The sequence below is a fragment of the Nocardia colli genome, assembly GCF_008704205.1.
GTDB classification, from domain to species: Bacteria; Actinomycetota; Actinomycetes; order Mycobacteriales; family Mycobacteriaceae; genus Nocardia; species Nocardia colli.
This window is the reverse complement of sequence record NZ_VXLC01000006.1, coordinates 70,323-89,523: the sequence shown is the minus strand read 5'-3', so window position 1 is coordinate 89,523 and position 19,201 is coordinate 70,323. Positions and strand designations below refer to the sequence as shown.

General features: G+C 68.2%; 16 protein-coding genes. 12 read left to right on the top strand and 4 right to left on the bottom strand.

Annotated features, from left to right (window positions below; all coding sequences use genetic code 11):
* Positions 1 to 15 precede the first annotated feature (15 nt).
* Positions 16 to 393 carry a hypothetical protein gene (locus F3087_RS17390; protein ID WP_150403040.1) on the bottom strand — a complete coding sequence of 126 codons (378 nt, stop codon included), beginning with the start codon at positions 391 to 393 and terminating at the stop codon, positions 16 to 18.
* Positions 394 to 776: 383 nt separating this feature from the next.
* On the opposite strand from F3087_RS17390, the gene F3087_RS17385 reads away from it, so the two are divergent.
* Both F3087_RS17385 and F3087_RS17380 read left to right on the top strand, forming a co-directional pair.
* Positions 777 to 3,014 (top strand): hypothetical protein, encoded by a 2,238-nt coding sequence (locus F3087_RS17385; protein ID WP_150403039.1) that lies wholly within the window; start codon positions 777 to 779, stop codon positions 3,012 to 3,014.
* Positions 3,015 to 3,089: 75 nt separating this feature from the next.
* A complete protein-coding gene (locus F3087_RS17380) occupies positions 3,090 to 4,889 on the top strand; it encodes a dynamin family protein (RefSeq protein ID WP_150403038.1) in 1,800 nt (599 codons plus the stop codon).
* A gap of 12 nt (positions 4,890 to 4,901) precedes the next feature.
* On the opposite strand, the gene F3087_RS17375 is transcribed toward F3087_RS17380, so the two are convergent.
* Positions 4,902 to 6,899, bottom strand: a complete 1,998-nt coding sequence (locus F3087_RS17375; RefSeq protein ID WP_150403037.1) for a glycoside hydrolase family 15 protein — start codon at positions 6,897 to 6,899, stop codon at positions 4,902 to 4,904.
* Between the two features lie 127 nt (positions 6,900 to 7,026).
* Here F3087_RS17375 and F3087_RS17370 point away from each other — a divergent pair, with 127 nt between their 5' ends.
* The gene (locus F3087_RS17370; protein ID WP_223885145.1) at positions 7,027 to 7,293 is read left to right on the top strand and encodes a hypothetical protein; all 267 of its coding nucleotides are present in this window, start codon (positions 7,027 to 7,029) and stop codon (positions 7,291 to 7,293) included.
* A 73-nt stretch (positions 7,294 to 7,366) separates the two neighbouring features.
* On the opposite strand, the gene F3087_RS17365 is transcribed toward F3087_RS17370, so the two are convergent.
* Positions 7,367 to 8,425, bottom strand: coding sequence for a M48 family metallopeptidase (locus F3087_RS17365; protein ID WP_150403036.1), 1,059 nt, complete (start codon positions 8,423 to 8,425; stop codon positions 7,367 to 7,369).
* Between the two features lie 71 nt (positions 8,426 to 8,496).
* Here F3087_RS17365 and F3087_RS47310 point away from each other — a divergent pair, with 71 nt between their 5' ends.
* The 9 genes from F3087_RS47310 (at position 8,497) to F3087_RS17325 (ending at position 17,992) form a co-directional block, all read left to right on the top strand.
* Positions 8,497 to 8,586: an Ms4533A family Cys-rich leader peptide gene (locus F3087_RS47310; RefSeq protein WP_317983926.1), complete on the top strand. Its 90-nt coding sequence runs from the start codon at positions 8,497 to 8,499 to the stop codon at positions 8,584 to 8,586.
* 206 nt (positions 8,587 to 8,792) lie between these two features.
* Complete coding sequence (locus F3087_RS17360) at positions 8,793 to 9,839, top strand: sulfate ABC transporter substrate-binding protein (protein ID WP_150403035.1); 1,047 nt, start codon at positions 8,793 to 8,795, stop codon at positions 9,837 to 9,839.
* Positions 9,840 to 9,945: 106 nt separating this feature from the next.
* On the top strand, positions 9,946 to 10,746 hold the full coding sequence (gene cysT / locus F3087_RS17355) for a sulfate ABC transporter permease subunit CysT (protein WP_150403296.1): 801 nt from the start codon (positions 9,946 to 9,948) through the stop codon (positions 10,744 to 10,746).
* Positions 10,743 to 11,549, top strand: coding sequence for a sulfate ABC transporter permease subunit CysW (gene cysW / locus F3087_RS17350; RefSeq protein WP_150403034.1), 807 nt, complete (start codon positions 10,743 to 10,745; stop codon positions 11,547 to 11,549). Before cysT ends, cysW begins: the two co-directional genes overlap by 4 nt.
* Positions 11,546 to 12,541 carry a sulfate/molybdate ABC transporter ATP-binding protein gene (locus F3087_RS17345; RefSeq protein WP_150403033.1) on the top strand — a complete coding sequence of 332 codons (996 nt, stop codon included), beginning with the start codon at positions 11,546 to 11,548 and terminating at the stop codon, positions 12,539 to 12,541. Before cysW ends, F3087_RS17345 begins: the two co-directional genes overlap by 4 nt.
* Before the next feature lie 253 nt (positions 12,542 to 12,794).
* Positions 12,795 to 13,460: a hypothetical protein gene (locus tag F3087_RS47125; RefSeq protein WP_150403032.1), complete on the top strand. Its 666-nt coding sequence runs from the start codon at positions 12,795 to 12,797 to the stop codon at positions 13,458 to 13,460.
* Between the two features lie 559 nt (positions 13,461 to 14,019).
* The gene (locus F3087_RS17335) at positions 14,020 to 15,156 is read left to right on the top strand and encodes an Hsp70 family protein (protein WP_223885144.1); all 1,137 of its coding nucleotides are present in this window, start codon (positions 14,020 to 14,022) and stop codon (positions 15,154 to 15,156) included.
* 246 nt (positions 15,157 to 15,402) lie between these two features.
* The gene (locus F3087_RS17330; protein WP_150403030.1) at positions 15,403 to 16,407 is read left to right on the top strand and encodes an AurF N-oxygenase family protein; all 1,005 of its coding nucleotides are present in this window, start codon (positions 15,403 to 15,405) and stop codon (positions 16,405 to 16,407) included.
* A gap of 1 nt (position 16,408) precedes the next feature.
* The gene (locus F3087_RS17325; protein ID WP_150403029.1) at positions 16,409 to 17,992 is read left to right on the top strand and encodes an FAD-dependent oxidoreductase; all 1,584 of its coding nucleotides are present in this window, start codon (positions 16,409 to 16,411) and stop codon (positions 17,990 to 17,992) included.
* Positions 17,993 to 18,349: 357 nt separating this feature from the next.
* On the opposite strand, the gene F3087_RS17320 is transcribed toward F3087_RS17325, so the two are convergent.
* Positions 18,350 to 19,111: an SDR family NAD(P)-dependent oxidoreductase gene (locus F3087_RS17320; RefSeq protein WP_150403028.1), complete on the bottom strand. Its 762-nt coding sequence runs from the start codon at positions 19,109 to 19,111 to the stop codon at positions 18,350 to 18,352.
* Between the last annotated feature and the right edge of the window lie 90 nt (positions 19,112 to 19,201).

Here is a 19,201-nt window from a genome sequence, read left to right as displayed (position 1 = left end):
ATTAGTCCCGGCCGGTCAGCGGGCGTAGGCGACGACGCACCCCGGCACGTCGGACGGAACGGCGGGGGAGGTCAGGGCGGGAGCGGAGGGCCGGGCCTCGAGCGGGGTCGCAGGCACCGCGCCGGGCGGCAGGTCGCTGCGCTCGATGGTGACCCACGGGCCTTCCTCGCCTTCACCGTGCGTGATCACCACGGATCCGTCCGGCCCGATCTCGGGGCAGACGACGGGTTCGCCGGGGACCGGATCGATCGCGATCCACGGGCCGGGTTGCGTCGGCATGGGCGGCGGTCCCGGCTGAGCCGAGGCGGCGCCCGCCATGCCCGCGATCAGGGCTGCGGTGAGCGCGGTGCCGCTGAGCACGGCGGCGACCCGGCGTCCGATGAGTGCAGTCATGAGGGGTGACTCCTTCAGATCGATGCTGTCGTCCGACTGGTCCGACGAAATCGACGGTAGGCAAAGGATCTTCACCACTTGTTGAGCAATCGTTAGAGAACTCTTAGGGTCTGGGAGGCCGCTATGCGCTGCGGCCGCGGAGCGGCAGAATCTGACCTGGTCATGGTGCAAAATTGGAGGCCGCAACCGGTCGGATAACCCACTAGAAATAGGGCTTCCGTTCTGGTTTTCCGGATGGCAAGGTTGTGTTGCTCGCCACCTGTGGAGTCTCTACAGTCCTGGAGAATGTGACAGTCGGGTTTTCCCGAAATAGTGTTAGGTGATCTTCACTCGGTCTGGCCGGCCGGTGCGGATGGTTGCTGGAAACCCGAGATGGAGCTTTCATGACGCGTGACCTGCCCTTCGATGACGACACCACCGAGGCAGCCGAGCGCACGGGTGACACCGCCTATCAAATTGCCACCGGCGTCGCGCGGGTAGCCAGGGCAGGCGCGTATGTCACCGGCGGCGCGCTGGTTGCGGCGAACGGCGGCGGCGTCCCGGCGCACCCCGGCTCTTCGCACGCGGACAGCCGCAACGCGGGCTGGGCGCACAACAGCGATCCCGACTCCGACATCCCGTCCCCGGTGATCACCTTCCCGGACCAGGTCGTCGAACCCGCCCCGCTGCCGCACGGCGGCAACTCGCCGGTCTCGCACAACACCCCCGGCTTCACTCTGCCCGGCGCGAACCCCGGCGGCGCGAACCTGCCGCTGCCGACCCTCGGCGGCGACTACGCCGGCACCGACGCGGGCTTCCCGCTGCCCGGCACCGACGCGGGCCAATCCGGCATGGGCCTGCCGAGCCTGCCCGGAGGTCAGTCAGGGCAGCACGGCATGGAACTGCCGGGCACCTCCGGTCTGTCGAACCAGTCCGGCTTCGGCCTGCCGGGCACCACCCCGGGCCAGTCCGGGATGGGCCTGCCGGGTTCGACCGGCGGCATCGGCCTGCCCGGCTCGGAAGCCGGCGCGTCCAACGGCTTCGGACTGCCGGGCACCAGCGGCACTGCCAACGATCTCGATCTGCCCGGCGGCCACGGTTTCGGCCTGCCCGGCCACGGACTCGGTCAGGCCGGGCACGGCTTCGGCCTGCCAGGCGCGAACGGCTTCGTCGCACCCGGTTCCGGCGCGTTCGACCTGCCCGGCTCGCACGCGGCCTCGACCGCGGGCACCGGCCCGTTCGACGGAGTCGGCGACGGCGGCGGTGACCCGCTCGGCATCTTCGTCGGCACCCAGTGGTCGGTCGACTTCGGCATCGGCCCGCAGGGCATCTACTTCAATTCCGAGATGAAGGTCGACGCGGGCATCGGGCACGTGGGCGACCAGCTCGACCAGTTCACCGACTTCCTCGGCAGCGGCCTGCACGTGCCCGACGGCAGCGGCCGCTCGGTGACCGATCCGAACGTGTCCGGTCACGGCCTGCCCGGCGCGGTCGGCGGACTCACCACCGCGAGCCCGTCGTCGACGCACCACTCGAACCACGCGCATTCGACGGCGCCGGCCGCCACCGCGCAGCCGATCGTGCAGCCGCTCGCCACCCCCGCCCCGGTGGTGGCCGCGGCCGCACCCGTGGCGACCGCCGCGGTCGCGCCGGTCGTCGTCGCGCCGGTCGCGACCGCCGCGCCGGTGGTGGCCCCGCCGGTCGTCGCCGCGACCCCGTTGCAGACCACGATCCAGCCGGACGTCGCGACCACCCCGATCGCGAATGTCTATACGGCGCCGCAGGGTCCGTCCGTGCTGACCGTGCCCGCCGCCGCCACGCCCGCGCTGTTCGATCAGGCCCGGCCGACGCCGGTGGTGAAGCCGACCCCGGTCACCGACCCGACGAAGCACTCGGACGGCTCGGTCACCACGCCGAACACGCCGACCACCATCACCAAGACCGTTCCGGTCCCGACGGTGCCCTCGGACGTGACCACGCCGAGCGTCCCGAAGACCCCGGATGTCACCACGAAGGTGCCGGGCGCGGGTCACCCGTCCACGTCACCCGGCGGCATCACCACCGGCCCGGACGTGCCGACCACCAAGGTCCCGGTGACCACCGGCAGCCAGCCGACGCACACGCCGACCACGCCGTCCGACGACGACGCGACCACGCCGGGCACCACCGGACCGAGCACCGGCCACGGCGGCACCAGCGGCGCCGTGACCACCCAGCCGACCGTGCCGACCAAGGACGTCCCGACGGCGACCCAGCCGGAGCCGTCCGTGCCGACCCGCGACGTGCCCACCGCGGACGTGCCGACGGCCGACATGCCGACCTCGGTCCCGACCCACGACGTGCCGGCGCCGACCCACGATGTGCCGACCTTCCAGAACCCCGCGCCGACCCAGGCGCCGGTGCCGACGTACAAGCCGCCGACGACGATCGATCCGAAGCCGCACGCCATCGCCGATCCGATCAACAGCACCCACATGGTCGACACGACCGCGGTGCCGATCCAGGATCACGCCTACTACACCGACCACTCGACCCTCGCGGTCGCGGCCGGCGGCGGTCTGTCCGGCGGTCTGCTGCCGGAATCGACGATGGCCGAGACCCACCATCTGGTGCCGGGCGGCTTGGACATAGCGTTGATGTAAACCGAGTTCGAGGTGACCAAGGGGTCGCAGGGGGCGTCCATGTCGATCAAGAGCAAACGCATGTAAGGAGGCAGGTTGTCTGCCGCAGCCGGGCTGAAGGCCGCGACGGTGAAACACCCGGACGCGATGGCGCCGCTGATCCGGATTCTGGACGAACTGCGGGAGATGACCCGATTCGCGGGGCGGGACGATCTCGGCAGTCGGCTGAGCATGGTCCGGGCCAGGGTCAGCGACCCGCGGGTGCGCCTCGTCGTCGTCGGTGAGCCGAAGAACGGCATGAGCACGCTGGTCAACAGCCTGGTCGGCGCGTCGGTCAGCGCGACCGACAGCGACCTGAGCGTGCCGGTCATCGTCGAGTACGGGCCGGAACCGACTGCGACGCTGGTGCGTTCGGTCGACGGGCGGACCGAGCGGCAGTCGGTCGATCCGCTCGATCCGGGTCCGGCGATCTCCGGTTTCGGCGTGATCCGGGCCGAGTTCACCCAGCCGAGTTCGCTGCTCGCCGACGGCGTCGTGGTGATGGACGCGCCGGGCGCGCGCGGGGCGGACAATACGACCACCTCGATGATCGCCGCCGCGGACGCGGTTCTCTACGTCACCAACGCGGCCACCGAACTCACCGTCGATCAGATCGCCTACCTGCAACGCATCCAGCAGATCTGCCCGACCGTCATCTGCGTGCTGAACAAGATCGACCAGTTCTCCCACTGGTCGCACACCCAGCAGCGCAACCGGGAGCTGCTCGACGCGGCCGGGCTCGGTTTCGCGGTGGCCCCGGTGTCCGCGGAACTGCACCGGCAGGCCGGGCTGACCGGAAACTATCAGCGCGACATCGAATCCGGTGTGCCGCAGCTGATCGATCACCTGCGCGACTATGTGGTCGCCCGCGCGGACAGCGTCGCGCTGGAAGCCGCCGTGCAGGACATCCGGCTGGTCAGCGACCACCTCGGCTTGACCCTGCGCAATGAGGTCGAGTCGCTGCGCGATCCGCGCATGCGTGCCGAGATCACCGACAAGCTGGTCCGGGCCCGCGACGACGCGGAGCAGCAGCGCCAGCGCACGTCGAACTGGCAGGTCACGCTGGTCGACGGCAGCACCGAGCTGATGGCCGACATCGAACACGACCTGCGGCACCGGCTGCGCAGCCTGGTGCGCGACGCCGAGGCCGAGATCATGCAGCACGATCCGGCGCGGCGCTGGAAGGAATTCGGCACCGACCTGGACGCGCGGATCTGCGAGGCGGTCGAAGAGAACTTCGTGATGGCGCACTACCGTTCGGTCGAGCTGTCCGAGCAGGTGGCGTCGAAGTTCCTGGCCGACAACCGGGCCGCGCCGCTGCCCAACATGCGGCTGGAGAACCCCGGCGAGGTGCTCGAGCAGGTGCAGTCGCTCGAACCGCTGGAGAGCGCGAAAGCGCGTGTGGGACAACAGTTCCTGTCCGCGTTGCGCGGCTCCTACGGCGGCATCCTGATGGTCGGCCTGGTCACCAGCATCCTGAAGATGTCGCTGGTGAACTGGTACTCGATCGGCGCGGGCGTGCTGCTCGGCATCAACGCCCTGTGGGACGAGCGCAAGAACCTCAAGGCCCGCCGGCGCGCCGAGGCGAAGGTCGCGGTGGCCCGGCTGATGGACGACGTGATCTTCCAGGTGAGCAAGGAATCGCGAAATCGGTTGCGCGCCATGCAGCGCGTGCTGCGCGATCACTTCACCGAGATCGCGGGCGACAACGCCAAGCAGGCGGACGAGGCGCTACGCCTGGCCGAGTCGGCCTACCAGAAGTACGGCGACCACAGCGGCGACCGGATCAAGCAGGTCGACGGGCAGCTCGGCAAACTGCGCGGCCTGCGCGAGCAGGCCGACAGTCTGGCCGTCTGACGAAAAGCCCGGCTACCCAGGGTTGTTCGCGGGGGAGTGGGCGGGCTGGAACCCACCCGCATGCCGGTTGTCCTCGGCCCGGATCACGTGGGTGACCGCGTTGATCAGGGCGAGGTGGGTGAAGGCCTGCGGGAAGTTGCCGAGGTGGCGGCCGCTGCGCGGGTCGATCTCCTCGGCGTAGAGGCGCAGCGGACTGGCGAAGCCGAGCAGCCGCTCGCACAGGTGCCGGGCGCGCTGGAGCTCGCCGATCTCCACCAGTGCGGATACCAGCCAGAACGAGCAGATGGTGAAAGCGCCTTCCTCGCCGGTCAATCCGTCGTCGGTGGTGTCGGTGCGGTAGCGCAGCACCAGGCCGTTCTCGGTGAGCCGGTCCGCGATGGACAGCACGGTGGCGCGGATCCGGTGATCGTCCGGCGGCAGGAACCGGGTCAGCACCGCCAGCAGCAGTGAGGCGTCCAGGGTGTCGCCGCCGTAGGTCTGGGTGAGCACGCCGTTGGCGTTCACCCCGTGCTCGAGGATGTCGGCCTTGATCTCGTCGGCGATGGTGTACCACTCGGTGGCGCTCTCGTATTGGCCGTGCAGCTCAGCGAGTTTCGCGCCGCGGTCGAGCGCGACCCAGCACATCACCTTGGACGAGGTGAAATGCTGCGGCTCGCCGCGCACCTCCCAGATGCCGCGGTCGGGCTCGTGCCAGTGCGCGATGGCGGCGTGAACCTGGCGTTCCAGCAGGGGCCACAACGTTTCCGGCACCTGCTGACGCGACTTCACGTGCAGGTACACCGCATCGAGCATGGTGCCCCAGATGTCGTGCTGGTCCTGGTTGTACGCGGCGTTGCCGATGCGCACCGGCCGCGAGCGGTCGTAGCCGCTGAGGTGGTCGAGCGTCTCCTCGGTGATCTCGCGTTCGCCACCGATGCCGTAAAGGACTTGCAGCGGAACGGCATCGCCGTTCTCGCCGGTGGTGGCATCGCGCAGGAAGGCGAAGAAATCGTCGGCCTCCCGATTGAGACCGAGGGTGTACAGGCCCCACAGCGCGAAGCTGGAGTCGCGCACCCACGTGTAGCGGTAATCCCAATTACGTTGACCGCCAGGGGTTTCCGGGAGCGAGGTGGTGGCGGCCGCGAGCAGTGCGCCGGTCGGGGCGTAGGTGAGGCCCTTGAGCGTCAGCGCGCTGCGCTGTAAGTAGTTGCGCCACGGGTGATCCGGGAAGTTGCCCTGGGTGATCCACTGCCGCCAGCTCTCGGTGGTCTGCCACATCTTCTGCGCCGCGTCCGCGTAGGACTTGGGCGCGGGCAATTCCGACCAGGTCAGCGCGATGAACTTCTCGTCGCCCTCCGACATCCGCGTGCGGGCGCGTGCCTCCCGGCCCTCGAGGCCGAGCCGCAGGTCGGTGGTGAGCACCAGACTCGGGCCCGCGCTCGGGTCGTCGGTGCGGACCGCGGTCGCCTCCTCATAGACCTTGCCGGTGTACTCCCAGTGGCTCACCGCGCGGTGGTAGTCGAAGGACGGCTCGCAGCTCACCTCCAGCTCGACGGTGCCGTTCACACACTTCACCGTGCGCAGCAGCATGTGCTCGGCATCCCAGTCCATCGGGGTGCGGCGATGGGTCTTGGAGCGCTGGTCGTTGTTGTGCCACGGGCCGAGCACCAGCGCGTCGCGCACGATCAGCCAGCCGGTCTCGGTCTGCCAGGTGGTCTCCAGGATCATCCCGCCGGGCAGGTAGCGGCGCGCGCTCGGCACGTTGACGCCGTACGGGCCGAGCCGGAAGTGCCCCGCGCTACGGTCCAGCATCGCGCCGAAGACGCTGGGGGAGTCCGGGCGGGGCACGCACAGCCATTCGACCGAGCCGTTGCTGGCGATCAGGCAGCTGGTCTCGCAGTCGGACAGGAACGCGTAGTCGTCGATCGGCGGGAAGGCGCCGTGCCTGCGGGATTCAGTCAGGTGGCTGAGCACCGGCAGGTCATAGGGTTCGTCGACGGTCAGATCGTCGGAAGAATCGGTAGACGACATGAGCACATCTTCGGGCCCACGGGAGCCTCCCGTCCACTGTCCGTGCCGTCGCGGCATGTTTGCCGTGGTCGCCGTGATCGAATATTCACCTTGCCCGGCTCTCAGGTGGACCTACTAGGCTGGGCTGGTGCATCAGATCGCAGGTTGGTGGGACAGCTTCGAGCTGTGGGTCGCGGGACTCCCGTTCATCCCGCAGTTCCTCGTCGTGCTCGTGGGCATGGTCCCGGTCAGCTTCGCCATCGCCTACCTGCTGGACCGCACCCTGCGCGCCCTGCTGCGGATCCTCGACCGCAGGCACGGCGTCGTGGAGGCGCTGCCCGCCGTGCCCGACACCGTGCCCGCCGACCTCACGACCGGCGAAACCCGCCGCACCGTGCAGAGCGGTGCCCGCTGATGCCTCGTTCGCGCGTCCAGCTGGCCCTGATCGCCCTGCTCGTCCTCGTCGTGGTGGCCTGGCTCGTCACCCGCTAGTTGGCCTCGCCGCTGCGCCAGTCGTTGAACCGCTTACCGATCTTGGAGACGGTCTCGCCGACCTCCTGACCGACCGTGCTGACCGCTGAACCGACATCGCGGCCGAGGTTGCGGACCGTGCGGATCAGCGGGTCCTCGGACTGGTCGAAATTGTTGCGGTAGGTGCGGGCCGCTTCCTTGATCTCCTCGGAGATGCTGGTGTTCTTGTCCTGATCGCGGCGCGGGTAGTCGCCGGCCAGCACGCGGTCGTACTCGCCGCTCTGGATCCAGCGGCGCAGCTCGGCGGCGCGCAGCACGGAGAACGGGTGGCTCTGCAATTCCAGGTTGAGCAGCTTCAGCACGCCGTCGCGCAGATCGCCGGAGCGTTCGTAGTCGTCGGCCTGGGCCAGGAACGCGCCGTGGTTCATCTCCTTGATCCAGGTGCCGCCCGCGGTCTTCATGTGCACCCGCACCGACGCGTCCACGTCCTGCACGCACAGCAGCCCGGCCCGGTCGCCGGACAGCTCGGACTTGCGGCTCCACTCCATCAGCGCCGCGACGATCGCGCGTAATGCCCAGCCGCCCACCGGCATCCAGCCGATGCTCGCGGAGATGCGCAGCAAATGCATGAGCATGGTGCGGTACACCGCGTGCCCGGACAGCGCGTGGCCGAGCTCGTGACCGACGATGAAACGCAACTCCTCGGTATCCATCAGATCGATCAATCCGGTGGTCAGCACGATAAACGGCTGGTCCATGCCGATGGTGAAGGCGTTCACGTGCGGGCTCTGGAGTACGAAGATCTCCGGCGTGGTCCGCGCGTCGAGCACGGCGACGCAGTCCTCGCGCAATTGATGCAGCGAACGGAACTGTCGTTCGTCGACTCGCACGGCCGTCGCGAGGTACAGCAGCCGGTGCTGGCGTTCTTGCAGCAAACCAGACAAAGTGCGCAGGATCGCGTCGAACCCGGACAGGGTTCGCAGCGCGACCAACGCGGTGCGGTCGGCGGGGTGCTCCCACGCGCGAGTGCTGATGCCGGGAAATCTCGTGCGGACGCGATCCGGGCTGTTAGTCATGGGATGAAACCCCCCTCTTCCTGGAACTCTGTGATTCGAACTCGGGCCGTGGCCTCTGCTACAGTCTGCCCGTGTCTTCGAGTTGTGTCCCGCGGGTCCGCCATGAACTGGCGTTGATCGCGGTCGGCAATCTCGCGGTCGCCGACATTCTCTGTCGCTGATCGGTTGACCGGGCACGTTTGCGCGTCCCTCCCTCGTAGACTGGCGTGCAACCTTTTCGCAGACGTCCCCGAACCCCCGACGGCCTACCCGGCCGATAGCCACGCCACCGCTCGCATCGACGCGGCGGCAGGTCTACCGATCCAACAGTAGTTGTCTCCGCCGCTCGAGGTCACGAGTCGGCGGTCCGTAGGAAAGGCCCACCCCGATGTCTCGCAAATCTTGGCTCTCCCCGCGCCGACGTACCGCAGTCGCCGCCGTCACCGCGTTCGCGGCGGTCGCCCTCACCGCGTGCGGCGGTGGAGCCAGTGACACCGCCGGGGGTGGTGGCGCCGACGGCAGCGGCGGCACGCTGAACCTCTACGCCTACGCCGTGCCGAAGCCCGGCTTCGACAAGGTGGTGCCCGAGTTCAACAAGACCGAGAAGGGCAAGAACGTCGTCGTCAACGGCTCCTACGGCGCCTCCGGCGATCAGTCCCGCAAGGTCAAGGACGGCGCCGAGGCCGACATCGTGAACTTCTCGGTGGAGCCCGACGTCACCCGCCTGGTCGACGCCGGCCTGGTCGACGCGAACTGGAATGCCGACGCCACCAAGGGAATTCCGTTCGGCTCGGTCGTCGCGATCGTGGTCCGCAAGGGCAACCCGAAGGGCATCAAGGACTGGGACGACCTGCTCAAGCCGGGCGTCGAGGTGGTCACCCCGAACCCGTTCAGCTCCGGTTCGGCCAAGTGGAACCTGCTCGCCCCGTACGCGGCCAAGTCCGACGGCGGCAAGAACGCGCAGGCCGGCCTGGACTACCTGAGCCAGCTGGTGTCCAAGGACCACGTGAAGGTGCAGCCGAAGTCCGGCCGCGAGGCCACCGAGACCTTCCTGCAGGGCACCGGCGACGTGCTGCTGAGCTACGAGAACGAGGCGCTGTTCTCCGAGCGCAACGGCGACCCGATCGAGCACTTCATCCCGTCCACCACGTTCAAGATCGAGAACCCGGTCGCGGTGCTCAAGAACAGCAAGAGCCAGGAGAAGGCGGTCGCGTTCCGTGACTTCCTCTACACCGCCGAGGGCCAGAAGGCTTGGGCGGCAGCCGGTTTCCGCCCGGTCGATCCGAAGGTCGCGGCCGGCTTCGCCAAGGACTTCCCGACCCCGCAGAAGCTGTGGACCATCAGCGACCTCGGCGGCTGGAAGGCCGTGGACAAGGAGCTGTTCACCCCGAACACCGGCTCCGTCGCGGTGATCTACGACAAGGCCACCAAGTAGCCGGGTTCGGCGCACGGGATACTGGACGACTGTGACTGACAGCAAGACCGCCGGGAGCTCGCCCGCTCCCGGCGGTACCCCCGGCGGCCGCTTCGATTGGTCGTGGCTGCGGGTGACCGGCTCGGTGGGTCCGCTCGGCATCGCCATCGCGGTGCTGTGGCTCAGCATCATCGTGCTGCTCCCGCTGGCCGCGCTCACCGTCACCTCGTTCGACGAGGGCTGGTCCGGCTTCTGGGACGCGATCAGCGCGCCCGCCGCGGTGGACTCGCTGCGGATCACCGTGCTGGTCTCGATCGTGGTCGCGGTGATCAACGTGGTGATGGGCACGCTCATCGCCTGGGTGCTGGTGCGCGACGACTTCCCCGGCAAGGGGATCGTCAACGCGCTGATCGATCTGCCGTTCGCGCTGCCGACGATCGTAGCCAGCATCGTGTTGCTGTCGCTGTACGGTCCGCAGAGCCCGATCGACATCCACCTCAACGCGACTCAGCCCGGCTTGATCGTCGCGCTGGCGTTCGTCACGCTGCCGTTCGTGGTGCGCTCGGTGCAGCCGGTGCTCATCGAGGCCGACCGCGAGGTCGAGCAGGCCGCGCTGTCGCTCGGTGCGGACAACTGGACCACCTTCCGCCGCATCGTATTACCGACGCTGGGCCCGGCGATCATCTCCGGCGGCGGGCTCGCCTTCGCCCGGGCGATCGGCGAATACGGCTCGGTGGTGCTGATCGGCGGCGCGATCCCGCGCAAGACCGAAATGGCCTCGCAGTACATCCAGAAGCAGATCGAGATCGACCGGCCGATCAACGCTGCGGCGGTTTCGGTTGCGCTGCTGGCCATTTCGTTCGCGTCGCTGCTCGTGCTGCGCCTGCTCGCCGAGCGTAGTGTGCGCAAGGAACAGGAGACGCGATGAATCTTTCTTGGCCCACCCGGATTTCGCTGCGGGTCGTCGCGCTCGGCTACCTGTTCGTGCTGCTCGTGTCGCCGCTGATCATCATCCTGCTGCGCACCTTCGAAAAGGGCATCGGCGCGTTCATCGACTCGATCACCACGCCCGCGGCGATCTCGGCGTTCCAGCTGTCCATGATCATCGTGGCGATCGTGGTCCCGCTGAACGTCATCTTCGGCATCTTCACCGCGCTGGCGCTGGTGCGTGGAAAGTTCCCCGGCCGCACCCTCGTTCAGGGCATCGTCGATCTGCCGTTCGCGGTCTCACCGGTGGTGGTCGGCGTCGCGCTGATCCTGCTGTGGGGCGTGCACGGCTGGTTCGGCGGGCTGGAGGGCGCCGGCTTCAAGGTGATCTTCGGCCTGCCCGGCATGGTGCTCGCGACCATCTTCGTCACGCTGCCGTTCGTGGTGCGCGAGGTCGAGCCGGTGCTGCACGAGATCGGCGACGACCAGGAACAGGCCGCCGCGACGCTCGGCGCCACCCGCTGGCAGACGTTCTGGCGGATCACCCTGCCCGCCATCCGCTGGGGTCTCACCTACGGCGTCGTGCTCACCGTGGCCCGCGCGCTCGGCGAATTCGGCGCGGTGATCATGGTGTCGTCCGCGCAGCCCGGCAAGTCGCAGACGCTGACGCTGCTGGTGCACGGCCGATACATCAACGACCACAACACCTTCGGCGCCTACTCGGCCGCGACCCTGCTGATGGCTCTCGCCCTCATCACCCTCCTGTTGATGACCCTCCTCGAACGCAAACGGGGCACCAAATGATCACCGTGACCAATGCGAAGAAGAACTACGGTTCGTTCGCCGCGCTCGACGACGTCACCATCGATATCCCGAAGGGCGAGCTGACCGCCCTGCTCGGGCCCTCGGGTTCGGGCAAGTCGACGCTGCTGCGCTCGATCGCCGGACTCGAATCGCTCGACTCCGGCATCGTGCTGATCGGCGGCAACGACGTGACCCGGGTGCCGCCGCAGAAGCGCGACATCGGCTTCGTGTTCCAGCATTACGCCGCGTTCAAGCACATGACCGTGCGCGACAATGTGGCGTTCGGGCTGAAGATCCGCAAGCGGCCCAAGCAGGAGATCGCCAAGCGGGTCGACGAACTGCTCGGCATCGTCGGTCTCGACGGCTTCCAGCATCGGTATCCGGCCCAGCTGTCCGGCGGCCAGCGGCAGCGGATGGCGCTGGCCCGCGCGCTCGCCGTCGACCCGCAGGTGCTGCTGCTCGACGAGCCGTTCGGCGCGCTGGACGCCAAGGTGCGCGCCGATCTGCGTACCTGGCTGCGCCGGCTGCACGAGGAGGTCCACGTGACCACCGTGCTGGTCACCCACGATCAGGAGGAGGCCCTGGATGTGGCCGACCGGATCGCGGTGATGAACAAGGGGCGGATCGAGCAGGTCGGTACGCCCGAGGACGTGTACGACCGGCCGGCCAACGAGTTCGTCATGTCGTTCCTGGGTGCCGTGGCGCGGCTCAACGGGCATCTGGTGCGTCCGCACGACATCCGGGTCGGCCGGGAGCCGAGCATGGCGCAGGCCGAGCACGAGGGGACCGCGGATTCCGCCGGTGTCACCCGGGCGACCGTCGAACGGGTCGTGCATCTCGGTTTCGAGGTGCGGGTCGAACTGCGCAACGCGGCGACCGGTGATCTGTTCGCCGCGCAGGTGACCCGCGGTGACGCGGAGGCGTTGCGGCTCTCCGACGGGGAAACCGTGTACGCCCGCGCGACCAGAATCCCGGAGTTGCCCGCGCAGTAATGAATTGCGCGCAAAAATAAATCAATACCCAGATGCGGCGTGTCGAAACTGAAAAGTTCTCGACTCAACTCTTAGTGTCTGAATGCGAAAGCGGGTTCCGGATTTATCGGAACGTGATTGCTGAACGCGCATTCGTGATGGTAGTCCAGCCCGGCCGGGGAACCGCCCCGGCCGCCGATCGCCGCCGCTCACCTTGCCGGGATTGTTGGCATGAGCAGGGTGTTTGTCGGAGGCGGGGAGTTGATCCATCGCCATGTCCATTACGCACAGAGTTGTTTTCGCGCTGACCGTGGTCAGTGCCGCCGTGATCATCCAGGCGAATTCGGCCGTCGCCGCTCCGGCACCGCTCATCGATCCGTCCGGGCCGATCTCGGCGCCACCGGTGGCGTTGGAAGCGCATTCCACTCCGCTGCTGCCGGATCCGTATGTCGACGGCGCCAAGCCATTGGTGATTCCGCACGGTGTGGAAGGGCGGCAGCAGCATTTCACCCCGAGCCCGGAGCAATGGGACAACGCCAGGGTGATCGTCGAGGTGGTGCGCCGGCGCGGGCTGCCGGTCTATGCCGCGGTGGTGTCGCTGGCCACGGCATTGCAGGAATCCACGCTGCGGAACTTCACCGTCGCGGTCGATCACGACTCGCTCGGACTGTTCCAGCAGCGTCCGTCGGCGGGGTGGGGCGCGCCGGAACAGGTGACCGATCCGTGGTACGCGACCGGAAAGTTCTTGGACGCCTTGCTCTTTCGCGCACCCGACTATCTGGATCGGCCGCTGTGGCAGGCGGCGCAGGATGCTCAGCGGTCCGCGTTCCCGACGCTGTACGCGCAATGGCAGGAGCAGGCCGCGCAGATGGCGTTGTGGATCCTGCGGGAGACCGCGAACAGCCGGACGGTCCGGATTCAGGCACAGCCGGTGCGATAGATCATCCGGCTGCTGGGACGTTGCTGATCTTGTGCTGGCGCACCGGAATCCGTGCGTTGTCGAGGGTTGGTGACGCAGCGGAATCGGTGATTCGGTTGCGTCGACACCACATCGGGCCGGCGGCCGAGGGTTGGGCGCCACGGTGTGTCGTCGGCTCGGCCCCGGCGAGTCGAGACAGTATCCGCTGCCGGCTCCGCCGTGTCCGGCGTTCCGGGGATTGTTAGGGGCTATCACAGCATGTGAGAACGTGTATCACGCGCGACGCCCCACGCCTGTGCGGTTGTTCGAGGCCTCCGCAAACACGGACGGGACATCGCTGAATATCGGCGTGTCGCAGTGGGATCCGGCCATCGTCGCATTCGCCGCCGTCCAGGGCAGGTGACCAGGATGGATGCTTGTGCTATGCAACCTGTGCCAAAACAGGCGGGCTGCGGACAACGTGGTGTCCGGTGGTTGGCAGGCCGGTCGCGGAGTGGTTGCGTGGACAGAGTTCGAAGCAAATCGGCTCGGCGATCAGAGGATTGCGATGGCGGTTGGTCTCGGTTTGAGCATCGGTACGGTGAACACGGTTTCCGCGCTCGCGGAGGAGGGTTCAGCGAAAGCTCCGCCGGGCCGCCGATGGGCCCAGCGCTCCCAATCCATCACCCGCCGAACGACACTCACGTTCGACAGCACAGGTCTGGCCCGGGTCGGCATGATCCCGCGGCACGGGCGCGCGATCATCGAATTCGCCGATCTCACCCAACGTTCCATCATGTCGGCGCGGGTCGGCCACCGTGCCCTCTCGCCCGCGGATCTGGTGGCCGTGGTCGCCGAGTGCCTGATCACCGAAACACTGCTGGACCAGCCACACCACGACGCGCACAGCGGCGACGTCGGCATCGCGCTCACCTATCCGGCACGTTATACCGAGACGCACATCGGCGATTTGCGCGCCTCGCTGGACGCCATCGGATTGGACAGCGTCGAACTGGTCGCCGAACCCATCGCGGCGGTGGCCTGGCTGGAATCCGACCGGGGCCCGCTCATGCCCGGGCTGGCACTCGTCTACGACCTAGGCGGCGCGAGCCTGGACGTCACGCTGGTCCGGGTCGGCGCGGGTTGTCCGAGCAACCCGATCGCCGGCCAGCCGATGCACTCCGCCGAATACGGTGGCCGGGCCTTCGGCGCGCTGGTCGCCTCGCGGGCCGGGCACGGATTGCCGTCGGCCTCTATATCGGGTTCGGTCACCGGCACGACCGCGGACGAGATGCGCACCAAACATGTGCGGGCCTCGTTGGAACTCGTTTACCGGTGCCTGCGCGCCGCCGACGTCACCATGGCCGATGTCGACTGTGTCGTCGTGGTCGGCGGCGCGGCCCGGCCGGTCGAGGTGGCGCAGGTCTTGGCGGGCGAGCTGGCGCGGCCGGTGATCGTCGCGCCCGACCCGGAACGCACCATCGCGGACGGCGCGGCGATCATCGGCCTGCGGGCCGCCGTCGCCGCCGAGGAGTCGGCGGGTAAGCACCACGGCAAGCGCCGCCAGGGCGCGCACCGGCGCGCGGCCACCAGGGCGATGGTGTTGTCGCAACGGACCAAGCAGCGACTGAGCAGAGTCGCGCTGGCCGCCGGGTTGTCCGTCGCCGGCATCGGCATGGCACTCGCGCTGCCCGCCGACGGCGTGGTCGTGGGATTGGCGCAGCTCGGGCTGCACTGACCGAGGGATCCGGTGGCGGTGGTGACGAGGGCGGCCGCCGCCGGATCTACCCGGCAGCGAAGCTGCGTCGAGTGCGGCCGCGGCCATCGGGGTTCCCTGACCAGGAGCGCCGGTGGCGGCGGCCGCGCGCATTCGCCGGTCGACCGTCCAGGTGCCGTGCGCGTTATGTCTTCGTGGGTTGACGTGTCCCGCCTTAGGTGTAACTATGGGAAACAGATAAACCTACGAGGAGAGGCAGCGACGACGATGTCTACAGCCGTGACGCCCCCGGTCGATTCCGATCTGGAGAAGGCGCAGGAGTACGCCTCGAAGCTGCTGCTGCTCTCCGAGGGATCGGTCAACAAGCACTTCGACCCGTTCGAGGACATCGACTGGGACAACCCGGACTACGCCCCCGAGGCGGGCCCGGAGCGGTGGATCCTGCCCGTTTCGGCCGATCCGCTCGGTCGCCACCCGTGGTACCTCGCGCAGACCGACGAGCGCAAGATCGCCATCGGCAAGTACCGCCAGGCCAACGTCGCCAAGGTGGGTCTGCAGTTCGAGACCATCCTGATCAGCGGCATGGTGACGCACAACTTCGGCCTGCCTAACGGTTCCCCCGAGTTCCGCTACTGCTCCCACGAGATGATCGAGGAGCACAACCACACCCTGATGTTTCAGGAGATGGTGAACCGGATCGGCGAGGACGTGCCCGGCATGGGCCCGCTGGTGCGCAAGTTCAAGTACCTCGGCGCCCCGGTCGCGGCGCTGTTCCCGAACCTGTTCTTCATGGCGGTGCTGGCCGGCGAGGAGCCGATCGACCACATCCAGAAGGCGATCCTGCGCTCCGGCGAGGACGTGCACCCGATCATGCGCGGCGTCATGGCCATTCATGTGGCCGAAGAGGCGCGGCACATCTCCTTCGCCCACGAGTTCCTGAAAATCCATGTGCCCGAGGCGAAGCCGGGCAGCAAGTTCATCCTGTCGATCGCCATGCCGATCGTCATGTACATCCTGGGCCGCTCGATCTTCACCCCGCCCCGGTCGTTCTGGCGTGAATTCGACATCCCGGACTACGTCCGCAAGGAACTGTTCTACGGGTCGAAGGAATCCAAGCAGGAGTTCAGCGACTTCTTCGGCGACGTGCGCACGCTGGCCAAGGACATCGGCCTGATGAACCCGGTCTCCAAGGCGGTCTGGAAGCTGCTCAAGATCGACGGCCACACCACCCGCTACCGTTCGGAGCCGCTGCGTTCGGCCAAGGCCGGCTGACGTGCCCTACATCGTCACCCAATCCTGTTGCAGCGACGCGTCGTGCGTGTACGCCTGCCCGGTCAACTGCATCCATCCGACGCCGGATGAGCCGGACTTCCTGACCGCGGACATGCTGTACGTGGACCCGAAGGCGTGCGTCGACTGCGGCGCCTGCGCCACCGCGTGCCCGGTCGACGCGATCGTGTCGGCGAAGAAGCTGACCGACGAGCAGAAGCCGTTCATCGAGATCAACGCCGACTTCTACCGGCAGACCCGGCCGCGGCCGCTGCTGGCGAAGCCGGTGCCCGCGGCCGAGATCCGGACCGAGCGCCAGCCCATGAGGGTGGCGATCGTCGGATCGGGTCCGTCGGCGATGTACGCGGCCGACGAGCTGCTGACCCAGCCCGACGTGTCGGTGACCGTGTTCGATCGGCTGCCGGTGCCCTACGGGCTGGCCCGGCACGGCGTCGCGCCGGATCACGACAAGACCCGCAGGGTCAGCGAGCTGTTCGACATCATCTCGGCGCAGGACGGTTTCGGCTCGTACCTGAATGTCGAAGTGGGCGCGCATGTTTCGCACGATGAGCTGCTCGATCACTTCCACGCGGTGATCTACGCCGTCGGCGCGTCCGCCGATCGCAAGCTCGGCATCCCCGGTGAAGGGTTGTCCGGCAACATCTCTGCCACGGACTTCGTCGCCTGGTACAACGGGCATCCCGATCACGTGGACCGCATCTTCGATCTGTCGCAGCAGCGGGCGGTGATCGTCGGCAACGGAAACGTCGCCCTCGACGTCGCGCGCATTCTGACCAGCGATCCGGATGCGTTGGCGGCCACCGACATCGCGCCGTACGCGCTGCGGGCGTTGCGGGAGAGCAAGATCGAGGAGGTGGTTATCCTCGGCCGCCGCGGTCCGCTCGAATCCGCCTTCACCGTGCCGGAATTCGTCGGCCTGCTCGGCGCCGACGTCGACATCGCGATCGAGGGCGAACTGCCCGAGGTGAGCGAGGGTCTGCCGTATCAGGTCGAGCAGAAGCTGCGCCTGCTGCACCGCGTGGCCGCCCGCCCGTTCGGCGAGCGCAAGCGAATCGTGTTCCGCTACTTGGCTTCTCCCACCGAGATTCTCGGCACCGATCGGGTCGCCGGCATCGAGGTGAGCCGCAACGAGCTCGTCACCGATGCCGACGGCCGCACCCGTGCGGTCGCGACCGGCGCCGCCGAGCGGCTCGACGCGGGTCTGGTGCTCACCTCGGTGGGCTACCGCGGTGTGCCGCTGCCCGGCCTGCCGTTCGACGCCGCGACGAACGTGATCCCGAACCTGGACGGTCGCGTGCTCGAACGCATCGAGGGCGCGGTGCTGCCCGGCACCTACGTCACCGGCTGGATCAAGCGTGGTCCGACCGGCTTCATCGGCACCAACAAGTCCTGTGCGCAGCAGACGGTGCAGCAGCTGGCCGACGACTACAACGCCGGTCGCCTTCCTGAACCCGCAGGCAGCGCAACGGAATTCGATCACCTGATCCGCCGGCGTCAGCCCGCGGTCCGCACTGCGGGCGCCACCAAGCGCCGCAGCCCGGTCCGTCGTCTGCTGACTCGCTCCTGACGATCTCCTCGCGGGACTACGCAGTCCCGCGAGGCCGCCGCCATCGACGCCAACGTCGCCGTCGATGGTGCCCTGTTCCAGGCGCACCGCACTCACCTCGCCGCGCACGTTTCATGCCGCCGCGCCCGAAATCGCTGATCGGTTCGCGCGCGGCGTACCGATTCGTGCGCGGCAGGCAGGTTCGATGCGGTGGTGAGCGCACGAGGCTGACCTCTTCGCGGCTACGCGCCGGACGGGGGCTGCGCAGGTTTCGTGCCGCCGCGCCCGCAATTACTAACCGGCTCGTGCGCGGCGTACTGATTTGTGCGCGGCTGGGTAGTGTTCGGACGGGTCGCGCGCGGCGACCCGTCCGGGCTTCTACTGTGCGGTGAAACCGCCGTCGATCGCGAGCGCCGCGCCGGTGATGAAGCTGGCCTCGTCACTGAGCAGGTACGCGCAGAACGACGCGATTTCGGCCGGCTGACTGATCCGGCCCAGCGGGTGCAGTGCGGCGATGGAGGCCTCGCCCTCCGGCGTCGCGCCCATCGAGTTGCGGAACGCCGGGGTGTCGATCGCGCCGGACACGATCGCGTTCACCCGCACGCTCTGCGCCGCGGACTCCAGCGCGACCGCCCTGGTCAGGCCGACGACGCCGTGCTTGGCCGCGACATAGGGCGCGACCGAGCCCATGCCGACCATGCCGAGGTTCGACGCGTTGTTGAGGATCACGCCGCCGCCGTTGGCGATCAGCGCGGGTACCTGGTGGCGCAGGCCGTAGAACACGCTGGTCAGGTTGAGTTCCAGGTCGGCCCGCCAGGCCGCCTCGTCGATCTCGCCGATCGGGCCGAAGGAGTTGAGCGCACCCGCGTTGTTGAAGGCCGCGTCGAGGCGGCCGTATTCGGTGAGCGCCGCCTGGGTGAGCCGTTCGACGTCCGCCTCCACTGTCACGTCGGTCGGCACGAACAGCGCGCGCCCGCCCGCCGCCCGGATCTCGGCGGCCACCTGCTCGCCCGGGTCCTTGCCGCGGGCGCCGAGGACTACAGCTGCACCTTCACTCGCCACCCGCAGTGCTACCGCGTGGCCGACGCCCGAGCTGGCGCCCGTGATCAGCACGACCTTCTCCGCGAACCGTGTCGCCATGGTGTCCATTTCCCTTCTCGTTCTTGCGATCTCACCTCGGTGGTGCGGTCGCAGAACCAAGTCAAGCCGTGGCGGGGTGGCCGTGCTGGC